The sequence below is a fragment of the Pseudomonas sp. AS2.8 genome, from assembly GCF_014190935.1.
In the GTDB taxonomy this organism is placed as follows: Bacteria; Pseudomonadota; Gammaproteobacteria; order Pseudomonadales; family Pseudomonadaceae; genus Chryseomonas.
On record NZ_JACHVV010000001.1, the window covers coordinates 955,595 to 971,238 of the forward strand.

At 66.6% G+C, this 15,644-nt stretch carries 13 protein-coding genes; 12 read left to right on the top strand and 1 reads right to left on the bottom strand.

Annotation, left to right across the window (positions count from 1 at the left end; genetic code table 11):
* Positions 1-6 precede the first annotated feature (6 nt).
* From FHR73_RS04345 to FHR73_RS04365, 5 genes are all read left to right on the top strand, one after another.
* Positions 7-1,107, top strand: a complete 1,101-nt coding sequence (locus tag FHR73_RS04345; RefSeq protein ID WP_183629728.1) for an ABC transporter ATP-binding protein — start codon at positions 7-9, stop codon at positions 1,105-1,107.
* A gap of 129 nt (positions 1,108-1,236) precedes the next feature.
* Positions 1,237-2,142 carry a carbohydrate kinase gene (locus tag FHR73_RS04350; RefSeq protein WP_183629729.1) on the top strand — a complete coding sequence of 302 codons (906 nt, stop codon included), beginning with the start codon at positions 1,237-1,239 and terminating at the stop codon, positions 2,140-2,142.
* Positions 2,143-2,182: 40 nt separating this feature from the next.
* On the top strand, positions 2,183-3,394 hold the full coding sequence (locus FHR73_RS04355) for an AGE family epimerase/isomerase (RefSeq protein ID WP_183629730.1): 1,212 nt from the start codon (positions 2,183-2,185) through the stop codon (positions 3,392-3,394).
* A gap of 64 nt (positions 3,395-3,458) precedes the next feature.
* Entirely contained in the window at positions 3,459-4,859 is a 1,401-nt protein-coding gene (locus tag FHR73_RS04360; RefSeq protein ID WP_183629731.1) for a carbohydrate porin, read from the top strand.
* A 92-nt stretch (positions 4,860-4,951) separates the two neighbouring features.
* Positions 4,952-5,125 (top strand): DUF1289 domain-containing protein, encoded by a 174-nt coding sequence (locus FHR73_RS04365; protein ID WP_183629732.1) that lies wholly within the window; start codon positions 4,952-4,954, stop codon positions 5,123-5,125.
* 445 nt (positions 5,126-5,570) lie between these two features.
* Here FHR73_RS04365 and FHR73_RS04370 read toward each other — a convergent pair whose 3' ends face one another.
* Positions 5,571-6,446 carry a LysR family transcriptional regulator gene (locus FHR73_RS04370; RefSeq protein WP_183629733.1) on the bottom strand — a complete coding sequence of 292 codons (876 nt, stop codon included), beginning with the start codon at positions 6,444-6,446 and terminating at the stop codon, positions 5,571-5,573.
* Between the two features lie 141 nt (positions 6,447-6,587).
* On the opposite strand from FHR73_RS04370, the gene leuC reads away from it, so the two are divergent.
* The 7 genes from leuC (at position 6,588) to FHR73_RS04405 (ending at position 15,620) form a co-directional block, all read left to right on the top strand.
* Entirely contained in the window at positions 6,588-8,012 is a 1,425-nt protein-coding gene (leuC, locus tag FHR73_RS04375) for a 3-isopropylmalate dehydratase large subunit (RefSeq protein ID WP_027602049.1), read from the top strand.
* A gap of 11 nt (positions 8,013-8,023) precedes the next feature.
* Complete coding sequence (gene leuD / locus FHR73_RS04380) at positions 8,024-8,668, top strand: 3-isopropylmalate dehydratase small subunit (protein ID WP_183629734.1); 645 nt, start codon at positions 8,024-8,026, stop codon at positions 8,666-8,668.
* 45 nt (positions 8,669-8,713) lie between these two features.
* Entirely contained in the window at positions 8,714-9,478 is a 765-nt protein-coding gene (locus tag FHR73_RS04385; RefSeq protein WP_183629735.1) for a class I SAM-dependent methyltransferase, read from the top strand.
* A gap of 19 nt (positions 9,479-9,497) precedes the next feature.
* Complete coding sequence (leuB, locus tag FHR73_RS04390; protein ID WP_183629736.1) at positions 9,498-10,580, top strand: 3-isopropylmalate dehydrogenase; 1,083 nt, start codon at positions 9,498-9,500, stop codon at positions 10,578-10,580.
* Positions 10,581-10,636: 56 nt separating this feature from the next.
* Positions 10,637-11,749 carry an aspartate-semialdehyde dehydrogenase gene (gene asd, locus FHR73_RS04395; protein WP_183629737.1) on the top strand — a complete coding sequence of 371 codons (1,113 nt, stop codon included), beginning with the start codon at positions 10,637-10,639 and terminating at the stop codon, positions 11,747-11,749.
* A gap of 76 nt (positions 11,750-11,825) precedes the next feature.
* Positions 11,826-12,821, top strand: coding sequence for an aspartate-semialdehyde dehydrogenase (locus FHR73_RS04400; protein WP_183629738.1), 996 nt, complete (start codon positions 11,826-11,828; stop codon positions 12,819-12,821).
* A gap of 123 nt (positions 12,822-12,944) precedes the next feature.
* Positions 12,945-15,620, top strand: coding sequence for a FimV/HubP family polar landmark protein (locus FHR73_RS04405; RefSeq protein WP_183629739.1), 2,676 nt, complete (start codon positions 12,945-12,947; stop codon positions 15,618-15,620).
* The last annotated feature ends 24 nt before the right edge of the window (positions 15,621-15,644 follow it).

Sequence of the window (15,644 nt, forward strand, 5' to 3'; positions counted from 1 at the left end):
GCCACCATGGCAGCTCTCGAACTCAAAAGCGTACGCAAGACCTACGGCAACGCCGCCCAGGAAGCCCTCAAGGGCATCGACATCCGCATCGACGCCGGTCAGTTCCTCATCCTGGTGGGACCCTCCGGCTGCGGCAAATCCACCCTCATGAATGCCATCGCCGGCCTCGAAGACATCAGCAGCGGCGCCATCTGCCTGGACGGCGAGGACGTCACCCAGGTCGAGCCCAAGGACAGAGACATCGCCATGGTGTTCCAGTCCTACGCCCTCTACCCGACCATGACCGTGCGCGAGAACATCGCCTTCGGCCTGAAGATCCGCAAGACGCCCAGGGAGCAGATCGACGCCGAGGTGGCGCGTGTCGCCAAGCTGCTGCAGATCGAGCACCTGCTCGAGCGCAAGCCGGCGCAGCTCTCCGGTGGCCAGCAGCAGCGGGTGGCCATGGGCCGCGCCCTGGCGCGCCGCCCCAAGCTCTATCTGTTCGACGAGCCGCTGTCCAACCTCGACGCCAAGCTGCGGGTGGAGATGCGCACCGAGATCAAGCTGATGCACCAGCGCCTGCAGACCACCACCGTCTACGTCACCCATGACCAGATCGAAGCCATGACCCTGGGCGATCGCGTCGCGGTGATGAAGGATGGCGAGGTGCAGCAATTCGGCACCCCCGAGGAAATCTACAATGACCCGGCCAATCTCTTCGTCGCCAGCTTCATCGGCTCGCCGCCGATGAACTTCGTGCCGGTGCGCCTGGAAGCGCGCGAGGGCGGGGTGGTCGCCCGCGTCACCGGCGATACCGGTGACAGCCAGGTGGATTTGCCCGATCTGGATCCGGCGCTCGCGGGACGAGAGGCTATCCTTGGGGTACGCCCCGAGCAGATCCAGTCGGCGCATCCGACGGACAGCGCGGTGCCAGGCATCCTGACGCGGATCCAGGTGGTCGAGCCGACCGGTCCCGACACCCTGTTGTACGCGGAGTGGAACGGCACCAAGGTCTGCTGCCGGGTCGCTCCGGGCGAAGCACCCCGGGCCGGCGACCAGGTGCTGTGGCGGATCGATTCGCGACGGGCGGTGCTGTTCGATCCTGCGAGCGGTCGCCGACTTTCTTGAGCAGCGCTCATGGCTGAAACGTTACAGCAATGGTAAGGTCCGCCCGCCGCCGCGCCTGACCTCGGGTCGCGGCCCTACCAGAGGCCAGGGGACGCACCTCCGGCCGCCGTGACAGACAGGAGAACAACAATGGCACTACCCCGCGTCGTGGTCTTTGGCGAAGCCCTCACCGACATCGTCCAGGGTAATCCTGGCGAATGGCGGGGTTATCCGGGCGGTGCCCCCTGGAACGTGGCGCGCGGCCTGGCCCGGCTGGGCGTGGAAAGCGCCTTCGGTGGCGCCATCAGCCAGGATGGCCTGGGTGACGAGATCGCCTGGCAGTCGGAAACCGCCGGCCTCGATACCCGCTTCCTGCAGCGCGTCGCCGCTGATCCGCTGGTGGCCATCGTGCCGTCGAGTCGTCCGCCGCGCTATTTCTTCGCTGGCGAAGCCGATCTCCAGTTCGACCCGGCGCTGCTGCCCGAAGGCTGGCTGGAGGCCGCCGAGGTCTGCCATTTCAGCTGCATCAGCCTGGCTCGCTATCCGCTGGCCGATACCCTGCTGGACATGGCCCGCCAGGCCAAGGCCGCCGGCAAGCGCCTGAGCTACGATCCCAACTGGCGCAACCTGATGGACGATCGCTATCGCCAGCAGACCTTTCCCGAGCTGGTACGCCTGGCCGACGACATCAAGCTGTCCGACGAAGACATCCGCCAGATCTATCCGGGCCTGGACGAGCGCGCCGCGCTGGACGAATTGCGCGCCCTCAATCCCCATGCCCGCATCCTCTTTACCCGCGGCGAACACGGCCTGGTGCTCTATACGCCGGAAGGCGAGTGGCAACAGGCCGCCATCGCCGTGGACGTGGCCGATACCGTGGGTGCCGGCGACGCCTGCATGGCCGGCTGGCTGGCCTCCGGCCTGCTGGGCCTGACCGATCTGCAGCAGCGCCTGAGATTCGCCGCGGCCAGTGCCTCGGTGTCCTGCCGCCATGCCGGCGCCTATGCGCCGACCCGTGCCGACGTCGAAGCCCTGCTGCAGGTGAGCCCCCACTAGACCGCTTTCCCACAACAACAATAGCCGCCAAGGAAACCCGATGGACTTCCCCGATTTTCGTCGTCGCGACACCCTGCTGGAGCACGTCCGCCACACCCTGGCGTTCTATCATCCCCGCTGTGTCGATCCGCAAGGCGGCTTCTATCACTTCTTCAAGGACGACGGCACGGTCTACGATCGCCAGACCCGCCATCTGGTCTCAAGCACCCGCTTCGTTTTCGATTTCGCCATGGCCTACCGGCACTATGGCGATCCGGCCTTTCTGGAAGCGACCCGCCACGGCCTGAGATACCTGCGCGAGCGGCATCGCCAGGCCAACGGCGGCTACGCCTGGCTGCTCGATGGCGACAGCGTGGTGGATGGCACCAATCACTGCTATGGCCTGGCCTTCGTGGTGCTGGCCTATGCCCACGGCCTGCAGGCGGGCATCGAGGAAGCGCGCGGCTGGCTGAGCGAGGCCTGGGAATCCCTGGAGACCCACTTCTGGCGCGAAGCCGATGGCCTCTATGTCGACGAGATCAGCGCCGACTGGCAGACCGTGGCGCCGTATCGCGGCCAGAACGCCAACATGCACGCCTGCGAAGCCCTGCTGGCCGCCTTCGAAGCCAGCGGCGAGGTGCGCTACCTGGACCGCGCCGAGACCCTGGCGCGCAACATGACCCAGCGCCAGGCCGCGCTGACCCTGGGGCAGGGCGGGGTGGCCGACGAGGTCCCCGGCGGGCTGGTCTGGGAGCACTACCACAGCGACTGGTCCATCGACTGGGACTACAACCGCGACGATCCGGCCAACCTGTTCCGGCCCTGGGGTTTCCAGCCGGGGCACCAGATCGAATGGGCCAAGCTGCTGCTGATCCTCGAACGCCATCGCCCCCAGCCCTGGCTGCTGCCGCGCGCCCAGGCGCTGTTCGATGTCTCCTGGCGCCTGAGCTGGGATAGCGAGGACGGCGGTCTCTACTACGGCTTCGCCCCGGATGGCTCGCCCTGCGATCCGGACAAGTACTTCTGGGTGCAGGCCGAGGCCCTGGCCGCCGCGGCGCTGCTCGCGGAGCGCAGTGGCGAGGCCCGCTACTGGCAACACTATGAGGCGCTCTGGCGCTACAGCTGGACGCATTTCATCGATCACGAGCACGGCGCGTGGTGGCGCCTACTCGACCGTCGGAACCACAAGTACTCCGACGACAAGAGTCCGGCCGGCAAGGTCGACTACCACACCATGGGTGCCTGTTACGAAGTCCTCAACGTCCTGCCGTAAGTATTAGAGACGCGGGTTTCGGGCCCCCGAGGTGTCATCACTTCAATAAAAAGGGATCTCAGTAATGAACAAGCAAAACCACAAGAATCGTCCGGGGCGCGCACTGCCCCTGGTGTCGCTGCTGGCCCTGGCGGTCGCCGCGGGTGCCCAGGCGGCGCCTCAGGCCAATCCGGGTGGCAACTTCAGTGGCGTCAACAACACCGAGGCCGCCTTCGAGCCGCTGGGCAACACCATGACCGGTGACTGGGGCGGCGTGCGCAAGGACCTGCGCGACAAGGGCTGGGACATCAAGCTCGAATACGTCGGCGAGGGTGCGACCAACCTGCGTGGCGGCTACGACGACGACCGCACCGGGCGCTGGAGCTCCCAGTACATGTTTGGCCTCTGGGGCGACATGAACAAGATCGCCGGTTGGGAGAATTCGGTGTTCAAGCTGGCCATCACCTCCCGTGACGGCCGCAACCTGACCGACGACCGCATCACCGATCCGCGTGTCGGCGGCTACTCCTCGGTGCAGGAAGTCTATGGCCGTGGCCAGACCTGGCGTCTGACCCAGCTGTGGCTGTCCAAGGGCTTCTTCGATGGTCGCCTGGACATCAAGGCCGGTCGCTTCGGCGAAGGCGAGGACTTCAACTCCTTCGAGTGCGACTTCCAGAACCTGGCGTTCTGCGGCTCCCAGGTCGGCAACTGGGAAGGCGTCTGGTACAACTGGCCGGTCAGCCAGTGGGCCCTGCGTGTCAAGTACGCCCTGACCCCCGAGCTGTTCGTCCAGGTCGGCGCCTACGAGCAGAATCCGTCGCTGCTGGAAACCGGCAACGGCTTCAAGCTCAACGGCAGCGGCACCAAGGGTGCGGTCCTGCCGGTGGAAATGGTCTGGTCGCCCAAGGTCAACGGCCTGCCGGGCGAATACCGCGTCGGCTATTACTACAGCACCGCCGATGCCAACGATGTCTACGAAGACGTCAACGGCAACTCCGCCGCCCTCACCGGGCTGGATTACAAGGAGCACTCCAGCAAGCACGGCTACTGGATCGTGGCGCGTCAGCAGATCACCGCGCACAACGATGACCCGAGTCGCGGCCTGTCGGTCTTCGCCAACTTCACCGCCCATGCCAAGGACGTCAACAAGGTCAGCAACTACGTCCAGGCCGGCCTGGTGTACAAGGGTCCCTTCGACGGTCGTCCCAAGGATGACATCGGCTTCGGCGTCGCGCGCATCAGCACCAACAGCGACTTCCGCGACAACCAGCGCGCCCTCAACCAGGCCGCCGGTGCCACCGACTACGATGATCCGGCCTACACGCCCCTGCAGCACAACGAGTACGACGCCGAGCTCTACTACGGCGTGCACGTGACCAACTGGCTGACCGTGCGCCCCAACATCCAGTACATCAAGAGCCCGGGTGGCGTGCGTGAAGTCGACAATGCCGTGGTGGGCGGCCTGAAGGTTCAAGCGGTTTTCTAAATCGCCTCCATAGCCCGCCATCCTGCCGGATGGCGCTGGACAGGGCCCTGCAGTGGTTATACTGCAGGGCCTTTTTCATTTCCGAGGTTGCCGTGGGTAAGGTCGAAAGTCCCTGCATCAGCCAGTGCAAGATCAAGGACGAAGTCTGCCAGGGATGTGGCCGCAAACGCTCAGAGATCAAGGGCTGGAAGGAGCTGAAGGACCGCGAGCGCAAGGAAGTCATCGACAAGTCGAAGAAGCGCCTGAAGAAGCTCAAGAAGGGCTGATGCCTTCCTGTCGGCGCCGTAGGTTGGGCTGAGCGCAGCGAAGCCCAACGTTGCCCCGGCCGCGCCCGTATTGTTGGGCTTCGACGATAAAGCCGTCTCAACCCAACCTACGTCCTGCTCGGATCGTTCCTTCTCCCTGCAGGAGAGAGCGCTGGGGCCAGCACCGTAGGTTGGGTTGAGCGCAGCGAAGCCCAACATTGCTCCGGTCGCGCCGCATTGTTGGGCTTCGACGATAAGGCCGTCTCAACCCAACCTACGTCCTGCTCGGATCGCCCCTCTCCTTGCGGGAGAGGGCACCGGAGCCCAACGTTGCCTTGGCCACACCTGCATTGTTGGGCTTCGACGATAAAGCCGTCTCAACCCAACCTACATCCTGCGCGGATCGCCCCCTCTCCCTGTGGGAGAGGGTTGGGGTGAGGGCACCGGGGCCAGCGAACGGCGCTCGCTACGCCTGCTCCACGTCATCCAGCAGTCCCATGAACGCCTGCGCCGCATTCGAATGGGTGCGCTCCGTGTGCAGGATGTATCCCAGTCGGCGCTCCAGCTGAATACCCGGCAGCGGCAGCCGGCGCACCTGGTCGTCCAGCAGAGTGCGCGGCAGCACGCTCCAGGCCAGGCCGATGGACACCAGCATCTTGATGGTCTCCAGATAGTTGGTGCTCATGGCGATATTGGGTATCAGCCCCTGGGCATCGAACAGCCCATGCACGATCAGCCGGGTAAAGGTGTTGCCGCCGGGAAACACCGCCGGATGCCGCGCCACATCGGCCAGGGTGACCTCCGCCTGGTTCGCCAGCGGATGCTCGGGCGCCGCCACGAAATCCAGCGGATCGCTCCACACCGGCACCGCCTTGATCGGCGCCGCGGTCTGGGGCGCCAGGGTGATGATCGCCAGCTCCACCCGCCCATGCAGGATCTCGTCGTAGGCCGCTTCCGAATCGAGAAAGCGGATGTCCAGGGCGACGTCGGGATAGTCCCGGGTGAAGCGCCTGAGGATCGGCGGCAGCCGGTGCAGGCCGATGTGATGACTGGTCGCCAGCGTCAGTCGGCCGCCGATGGCACCATTGAGATTGGTCAGGGCGCGCCGGGTGTCATCGATCACGCCTAGAATCTGATAGGCGCGCGGGAGCAGGGCGCGTCCCGCCTCGGTCAGGCTGACCTCGCGCCCGATGCGATCGAACAGCCGCAGCCCCAGTTGCAGCTCCAGGGCGGCGATGCGCTTGCTCACCGCCGGCTGCGTCAGGTGCAGGCGCTCGCCCGCATCGGAAAAGCCGCCGGTCTCGGCCACCGCGACAAAGGCATTCAGATTGGCGAGGTCCAAGACGTCGAATTCCTGTTGGTTATGCGCTTCATGAAAAAGATGAATTTGTTTCATGCGAGCCTAGCGCGGTATCTTTGACCCCACAAGCACCAAGGGCATGCAAAGGCCCGTGCCGTTCCACGCCTGATGAGGAATCCACCCATGGCTGGCAAGACGCTCTACGACAAACTCTGGGATATGCACCTGGTCAAGCAGCGCGACGACGGTTCCGCGCTGCTCTACATCGACCGCCACATCATCCACGAAGTGACCTCGCCCCAGGCTTTCGAAGGCCTGCGTCTGGCCGGCCGCAAGCCCTGGCGCCTGGACGCGAACCTGGCGACCCCCGATCACAACGTGCCGACCACCCCCGATCGCAAGGAAGGCCTCGACTCCATCAAGGACGAGATCTCGCGCATCCAGGTCCGCACCCTGGATGAGAACTGCGACGACTTCGGCGTTACCCAGTTCAAGATGAACGACGTCCGCCAGGGCATCGTCCACGTGATCGGCCCGGAGCAGGGCGCCGTGCTGCCCGGCATGACCGTGGTCTGCGGTGATTCCCATACCTCCACCAACGGCGCCTTCGGTGCCCTGGCCCATGGCATCGGCACCTCCGAGGTCGAGCACGTGCTCGCCACCCAGTGCCTGGTAGCCAAGAAGATGAAGAACATGCGGGTGCTGGTGGAGGGTGAATTGCCCTTCGGCGTCACCGCCAAGGACATCGTCCTTGCCGTCATCGGCAAGATCGGCACCGCCGGTGGCAACGGCCATGCCATCGAATTCGCCGGCAGCGCCATCCGCGCCCTGTCCATGGAAGGCCGCATGACCATCTGCAACATGTCCATCGAGGCCGGTGCCCGGGTCGGCATGGTGGCGGTGGACCAGACCACCATCGACTACGTCGAGGGCCGTCCCTTCGCGCCCACCGGCGCCGTGTGGGAAGCCGCCGTCGCCCAGTGGCGCGGCCTGGTGTCCGATGCCGACGCCCACTTTGACACCGTGGTCGAACTCGATGCCGCCCAGCTCAAGCCGCAGGTCAGCTGGGGCACCTCGCCCGAGATGGTCCTGGCCGTCGACCAGCAGGTGCCGGATCCGGCTCGCGAAGCCGATCCGGTCAAGCGCGGCTCCATCGAGCGTGCCCTGAAGTACATGGGCCTCAAGGCCAACCAGCCGATCACCGACATCGTGCTGGACCGCGTCTTCATCGGCTCCTGCACCAACTCCCGCATCGAGGACCTGCGCGCCGCCGCCGCCGTGGCCAAGGGCCGCAAGGTCGCCGCCACCCTCAAGCAGGCGCTGGTGGTGCCGGGGTCCGGCCTGGTCAAGGCGCAGGCCGAGCGCGAGGGCCTGGACAAGGTCTTCATCGAAGCCGGTTTCGAATGGCGTGAGCCGGGCTGCTCCATGTGCCTGGCGATGAACGCCGACCGCCTGGAGAGTGGCGAGCATTGCGCCTCCACCTCCAACCGCAACTTCGAAGGCCGCCAGGGTGCCGGTGGCCGTACCCACCTGGTGAGCCCGGCGATGGCCGCCGCTGCCGCCATCGCCGGTCGTTTCGTCGACGTCCGCGACTTCGCCAACGCCTGAGGAGCCTGACCATGCAAGCCTTTACCCAGCACACCGGTTTGGTCGCACCCCTGGATCGCGCCAACGTCGACACCGACCAGATCATTCCCAAGCAATTCCTCAAGTCGATCAAGCGCACCGGCTTCGGCCCCAACCTGTTCGACGAGTGGCGCTACCTGGACGTCGGCCAGCCCGGCCAGGACAACAGCAAGCGTCCGCTGAACCCGGAGTTCGTGCTCAACCAGCCGCGCTACCAGGGCGCCAGCATCCTCCTGGCGCGCGAGAACTTCGGCTGCGGTTCCAGCCGCGAACACGCGCCCTGGGCCCTGGATGGCTACGGCTTCCGTTCGGTGATCGCGCCGAGCTTCGCCGACATCTTCTTCAACAACAGCTTCAAGAACGGCCTCTTGCCGATCATCCTCGATGATTCCGAGGTGGACGAGCTGTTCCGCCAGGTCGAAGCCAACGAGGGCTACCAGCTGGTGGTCGATCTCGAGAGCCAGACCGTGCGCCGTCCCGATGGCGTGGCGCTGTCCTTCGAGATCGATGCCTTCCGCAAGCACTGCCTGCTCAATGGCCTGGACGACATCGGCCTGACCCTGCAGGATGCCGACGCCATCGCGAGTTTCGAAGCCCGCTATCGCCAGAGCAGTCCCTGGATGTTCCCCAGCGCCTGAACCCAGTCGCCGGCCCGCGAGGTCGGCGCTCTTTCCGGAGGCTCCATGAGCGGTGACCACGAGCAACACGTACAGCAGCAATTCGGCGCCACCGCCGAGGCCTATCTGACCAGTGCCGTCCATGCCCAGGGCGCAGAGCTCCTCGAACTGCGCGACGCCGTGGCCCAGCGCGAAGGCGCCAAGGTGCTGGATCTCGGGTGCGGTGGCGGTCACGTCAGCTACAACGTGGCACCGGTGGCCGGGCAGGTGGTCGCCCTGGACCTGGCCGAGGAAATGCTCTCGGTGGTCAAGCGCAGCGCGGCCGAGCAGGGCCTGGACAACATCAGCGTCCAGCCCGGCATGGCCGAGCACCTGCCGTTTGGCGACGCCAGCTTCGACTTCGTCTTCAGCCGCTATTCGGCGCACCACTGGCGCGACATCGGCGCCGCCCTGCGCGAAGTGCGTCGGGTGCTGCGCCATGGCGGCGAGATGGCCATGATCGACGTGATCTCGCCGGCCAACCCGCGCCTCGATACCTACCTGCAGACGGTGGAGATCCTGCGCGACATCAGCCACGTGCGTAACTATTCCTTCGCCGAGTGGCACCGCCTGCTGGACATGGCCCGGCTGGGCGTGACCCGCTGCCGTCGCCAGCGCCTGCGCCTGGACTTCGCCAGCTGGACCACGCGCATGCGCACCCCCGAGCCGCAGTGCCAGGCCATCCGCAGCCTGCAGAGCAAGATTGGCCAGGAAGTGCGCCAGTATTTCGAAATCGACCGCGACGGCTCCTTCACCGTCGACGTCATGGTTCTCTGGGCCCAGCCCATCTGATGTGAGACAGGAAAAGACAATGAGCAAGCAGATCCTCATCCTGCCGGGCGACGGCATCGGTCCGGAAATCATGGCCGAGGCGGTCAAGGTGCTGGAAGCGGTCAACGGCGACCACGACCTCGGCTTCGAACTGGTCCATGACGACCTGGGCGGCGCCGCCATCGACCGTTACGGCGTGCCCCTGGCCGATGAGACCCTGGAGCGTGCCCGCGCCGCCGACGCCGTGCTGCTGGGCGCCGTGGGCGGTCCCAAGTGGGACAAGCTCGAACGCGACATCCGTCCCGAGCGCGGTCTGCTGAAGATCCGTTCCGCCCTGGGCCTGTTCGGCAACCTGCGTCCGGCCATCCTCTATCCGCAACTGGCCGAGGCCTCGACCCTCAAGCCGGAAGTGGTCTCCGGCCTGGACATCCTCATCGTCCGCGAGCTGACCGGCGGCATCTACTTCGGCTCGCCGCGCGAGACCCGGGTGCTGGAGAACGGCGAGCGCCTCGCGTTCGATACCCTGCCATACAGCGAAGGCGAGATCCGTCGCATCGCTCGTGTCGGCTTCGACATGGCCCGTCTGCGTGGCCGCAAGCTGTGCTCGGTGGACAAGGCCAACGTCCTCGAATCCAGCCGCCTGTGGCGCGAAGTGGTGGAGGAGGTGGCCAAGGACTATCCGGACGTCGAACTCAGCCACCTGTACGTCGACAACGCCGCGATGCAGCTGGTCCGCGCGCCCAAGCAGTTCGATGTCATCGTCACCGACAACATGTTCGGCGACATCCTCTCCGACGAGGCTTCGATGCTGACCGGCTCCATCGGCATGCTGCCCTCGGCGTCCCTGGATGCCCACAACAAGGGCATGTACGAACCCTGCCACGGCTCGGCACCCGACATCGCCGGCCAGGGCGTGGCCAACCCCCTCGCGACCATCCTCTCGGTGGCCATGATGCTCAGATACACCTTTGGTGCCGCCGCGGCGGCCGAGGCCATCGAGTCGGCGGTGGGCCAGGTGCTGGACCAGGGTCTGCGGACCGGCGACATCTGGTCGGAAGGCAAGCAGCGGGTCGGTACCCGCGAGATGGGCGAAGCAGTAGTAGCGGCGCTCGTTAGGCGTTAATCTGATCGGCCGCCAGGGCGGGCGGCCGTCCTCAAGACAACAAAGGTGCAGTAGCGATGAAACGTGTAGGTCTGATCGGTTGGCGTGGCATGGTGGGCTCCGTGCTAATGCAGCGCATGCTCGAAGAACGGGATTTCGACTTGATCGAGCCCGTGTTCTTCACCACCTCCAACGTTGGCGGCGAAGGCCCGGTCATCGGCAAGGGCGTGGCGCCGCTCAAGGATGCCTACAGCATCGACGAGCTCAAGACCCTCGACGTCATCCTCACCTGCCAGGGCGGCGACTACACCAGCGAGGTGTTCCCGAAGCTGCGCCAGGCCGGCTGGAAAGGCTACTGGATCGACGCGGCCTCCAGCCTGCGCATGCAGGATGACGCCGTCATCGTGCTGGACCCGGTCAACCGCCGCGTCATCGACCAGGCCCTGGCCGATGGCCGCAAGGACTTCATCGGCGGCAACTGCACCGTCAGCCTGATGCTGATGGCCCTGGGCGGGCTGTTCGAAGCCGGTCTGGTGGACTGGATGAGCGCCATGACCTATCAGGCCGCCTCCGGCGCCGGTGCCCAGAACATGCGCGAGCTGATCCGCCAGATGGGCGCGACCCACGCTGCCGTGGCCGACAGCCTGGCCGATCCGGCCAGCGCCATCCTCGACATCGACCGCCAGGTCGCCGAGATCCTGCGCAGCGACGCCTTCCCCACCGAGCAATTCGGCGTCCCCCTGGCCGGCAGCCTGATCCCCTGGATCGACAAGGAACTGCCCAACGGCCAGAGCCGCGAGGAATGGAAGGCCCAGGCCGAGACCAACAAGATTCTCGGTCGCTTCAAGAACCCTATCCCGGTGGATGGCATCTGCGTGCGCATCGGCGCCATGCGCTGCCACAGCCAGGCGCTGACCATCAAGCTGAACAAGGACGTGCCGCTGTCCGACATCCACGGCCTGATCAGCCAGCACAATCCCTGGGTCAAGCTGGTACCGAACAACCGCGAGGTCAGCATGCGCGACCTGACCCCGGCTGCCGTCACCGGCACCCTGAGCGTACCGGTCGGTCGGCTGCGCAAACTGAACATGGGTTCCCAGTACCTGGGCGCCTTCACCGTGGGCGACCAGCTGCTGTGGGGCGCCGCGGAGCCGCTGCGGCGCATGCTGCGGATCCTGCTGGAGCAGTGAGCCGACGGCTAAACGTTTGCCTATAGAGGAGGGCCGCCAGTAAAGTGCGGCCCTCTTTCGTTGCGGACGTCCCATCATGACTGCCAGAGATATCGCCCTCGTCGGCGCCACCAGTGCCTACGGCGAAGCCATTCGCGAACTCCTCGACGAACGCGACGTGCCTCTCGGACGACTGCACCTGCTCGCCAGCGGTGAGTCGGCGGGGCAGAATCTGCCCTTCCGAGGCAGCAATCTGCGCGTCACCGGCCTCGACGGCTTCGATTTCGCCCAGGTCGGCATCGCCATCCTCGCCGCGCCGGCCGCCGTGGTCGAAACCCTGCGGCCGCAACTGGTCGCTGCCGGTTGTGCCGTGCTCGATCTCAGCGGTGCCTCGGCCGCGCTGTCGGTGCTGCCACGCATCAATGGCGAACGCCTCGACCAGCTCCCCGCCGCCGCCTGGCTCGGCGTTCCCCTGGCCGCCGCCCAGGCAGCCGCCAGCGTGGCAGCCGTGCTCGCTCGCTTGAATGCACTCAACGATGCTTCCCTGACGGCGTGCCTGGCCGCTTCCGGCGCCGGTCGTGGGGGTGTCGAGGAATTGGCGCGGCAGGCCACCGAATTGCTCAATGGTCGACCGGTCGAGGCGCGGCTGTTCGAAGGACAGCTGGCCTTCAATCTGCTCGGTCGCACCGGTGCGGCGGCAGCGGATGGCTATACTGCCCAGGAACATCGCTTGCTGGACGAATGTCAGCAGGTGCTGGGAGCGACCTTGCCGGTGCTGGACGTCACCGCCGTGCAGGCGCCGGTGTTCTTTGGCGACAGCCTGGTGCTCAGCCTGAGGGGCCAGGCGCCCTGGCAGCTGGAGCAGGTATTGGAGGCCCTGGGCGACGAGCCGGGCCTGGCACTCGACGAAGAACTCGATTGCCCGTCTGCCGTGGGCGATGCCCTGGGGCGGGAAGAGGTGCTGGTGGGACGGGCGAGGCTGCACCCGCGGGATGCTCGACGGCTGGAATGCTGGCTGGTGGCGGACAATGTCAGATTGTCGGCACTGACGGCCGTTCAGCTGGCCGAATTGTTGCTTAAACAGTCGGCCTAAAAGATACTTCGTGAAATGCTTCGCTCTTTTGGCTTGAGTAAAAGGGCAGTGGACGTGGCACGCAGCGATGGACACAGGCGCCCGCACGGTGGCGCGATCGACAGCTTCTAAAAAGGGACGGTCATGGTTCGAGTTCAGAAACTGGTGCGGGCAATTGCAGCGGCGAGCGCCTTGATGTCTGGCGCGGCCCAGGCCCTCAGCCTGGGGGAGATCCACCTCAATTCCGCCCTCAATCAGCCCTTCGATGCCACCATCGATCTGTCGGACCTGCGTGACCTCGGCACCGCCGAGTTACGCCCCAATCTGGCGTCCGTCGAGGACTTCGGCAAGGCCGGCGTCGACCGCGCCTTCTTTCTCAACGACCTCAAGTTCACCCCGGAGGTGCGCAACGGGCGCACCGTCATCCGCGTGACCTCGGCGCGCCCGGTGCGCGAGCCCTATCTCAACTTCCTGCTGGAAGTGAACTGGCCGAGCGGCCGGATCCTGCGCGAGTACACCGTGCTGCTGGATCCGCCGCTCTATACCCCGCAGGCCGCGGCGGCGCCGTTCGCACCCCAGGTCCCGGCCACGCCGCGAGCACGCGCCAACACGCCGAGCGCACCGCGTCCGGCCCCGCCGCCGGCCGCGCCAGCGCCGAGCGCGACCCAGACACCTGGCACCTACACCACCGAGCGGCGCGATACCCTGTGGGAAGTGGCGGCGCGCAATCGTCCGGCCTCCAGCGTCACCGTCGACCAGACCATGCTGGCGATCCAGGACCTGAATCCCGACGCCTTCATCGATCGCAACATCAACCTGATGAAGAGTGGCCAGGTGCTGCGCCTGCCCGATCAGGCCCAGGCCGGCACGCGACCCCAGCGCGAGGCGGTGGCCGAGATCGCCCGCCAGACCCGCGCCTGGAAACAGGGTCGCGACGGCGCACCCGCCGGTACCCCGCGCCGGCAGGTGGATGCTTCCGCCCAGCCGAGTGGCAACGAGGCCGCGACGCCTGCCGCACCCAGGGACAACCTCAAGCTGCTTTCCGGGCAACCGGCCGGCCGCGCCGGCGAGTCGTCCGGTGGCAAGGGCAGTGACCAGTCGCTGGCCGATCGCCTGGCGGTGACCCAGGAAAGCCTGGACACCACCCGCCGCGAGAACGACGAACTCAAGAGCCGCCTGGGCGATCTGCAGTCGCAGCTCGACAAGCTGCAGAAGATCATGCAGCTCAAGGACGCCCAGCTGGCGCGTATGCAGGCCAACATGGCCAATCCCCAGGCCGCGGGCCAGCCGGCCCAGCCGGCGGCGACGCCCGAAGCCGCGGCTCCGGTGACGCCCGCGCCGGCCGAGAACACCCCCGCACCCGCGCCCCAGGCGCCGACGGCAGCTGCCCCGGTCGCGCCTGTCGACGCCACCGCGCCCGCCGCCACGCCGCCGGCCAGCGAGGCCGGCACCGGCTCGGCGCCGCCCGCGGCCAGCGAGCCCAAGGTCATCCCGGTCACGCCGAGCACCCCGGCGACCGAGCCGACCGAGGCCACCAACAGTTTCCTCGACGAGATCCTCAGCAATCCGCTCTGGCTCGGCATCATCGGCGGCAGCGCCTTGCTGGCGCTGCTGGTCCTGCTGATGATCAACTCGCGCCGCAACGCGGTGAAGGAGGCCGAGCGCGAGCGTGACGCGGAAGCCGCGCGCAACGACACCGTGTTCGACGCCGATCCCGAACTCGGTGATCACCATGCTCTCGCCGGGCTGGAGCTGAACCAGGGCGGTCAGGACGCGGCGCGAGACGCCGACGCCCAGGACGATGCCCTGGGTCAGGCCGACATCTACATGGCCTATGGCCGCTTCAGCCAGGCGGCCGAGGTGCTCAAGAAGGCCAGCGACCAGGAGCCCCATCGCGCCGATCTGCGCCTCAAGCTCATGGAGGTCTATGCCGAGATGGGCGACAAGGACGGCTTCCAACGCGAAGAGCGCGAGCTCAAGGAAATCGGCGGCGCCCAGCCGGCGGTCGAGCACTTGAAGTCGCGCTATCCGGCCATGGCCACCGTCGCGGTCGCCTCGGCCGCGGTCGGGGCCGCAGCGCTGGCGGCGGCCCACGAACTGAGCGAGGAGCAATCCCGCAACCAGGGCTTCACGGCCACCGAGGACAGCCAGGACTTCGATCTGTCCCTGGACGACTTCGGCAGCGAAGACACCCAGGGCCATCAGCCTGCCGGTCCGGCCGAGGAGCCGCTGTTCGGCGAGGCCTTCGCCGATGCCCAAGCCAAGGCGGCCGACTCGCGCGACGATTTCGACTTCGATCTCAATTTCGATGCCGAACCCGCGGCCACCCCAGCGGCGACTCCGGCTGCCAAGGACGATGACTTCGCCCTGGACTTCAGCGAATTCGAGCGGCAGGGCGACCTGGCGCACGACGAGCCGGTCGCGGGTTCCAGCGCGGGCTCGGCCTTCGACGAGCCACTGGATGCGTCCACGCCGCCAGCGGCCGACGCCGAGCTGCCGGCGAGTTTCGATCTGTCCGACTTCGATGACGAGCAACCCGCGCCCAAGCGCGAAAGCGACGAGGAATTCGCCGCCCGTCTGCAGGAAGCCTCTCGCCAGTTCGACGCGGAGACCACCGGGGGCACGGCCCGCGGCGACGGTCTGGACGACTTCGACTTCCTGTCCGGCGAAGACGAAACCGCCACCAAGCTGGATCTGGCGCGCGCCTACATCGACATGGGCGATCCGGAAGGTGCCCGCGACATCCTCGACGAGGTGATCGCCGAGGGGAATGCCGGGCAGCAGCAGGAAGCCCGGGAAATCATCGCCCAGCTCAGCTGACAGCGGCCGGACTTGGCAGAGGAG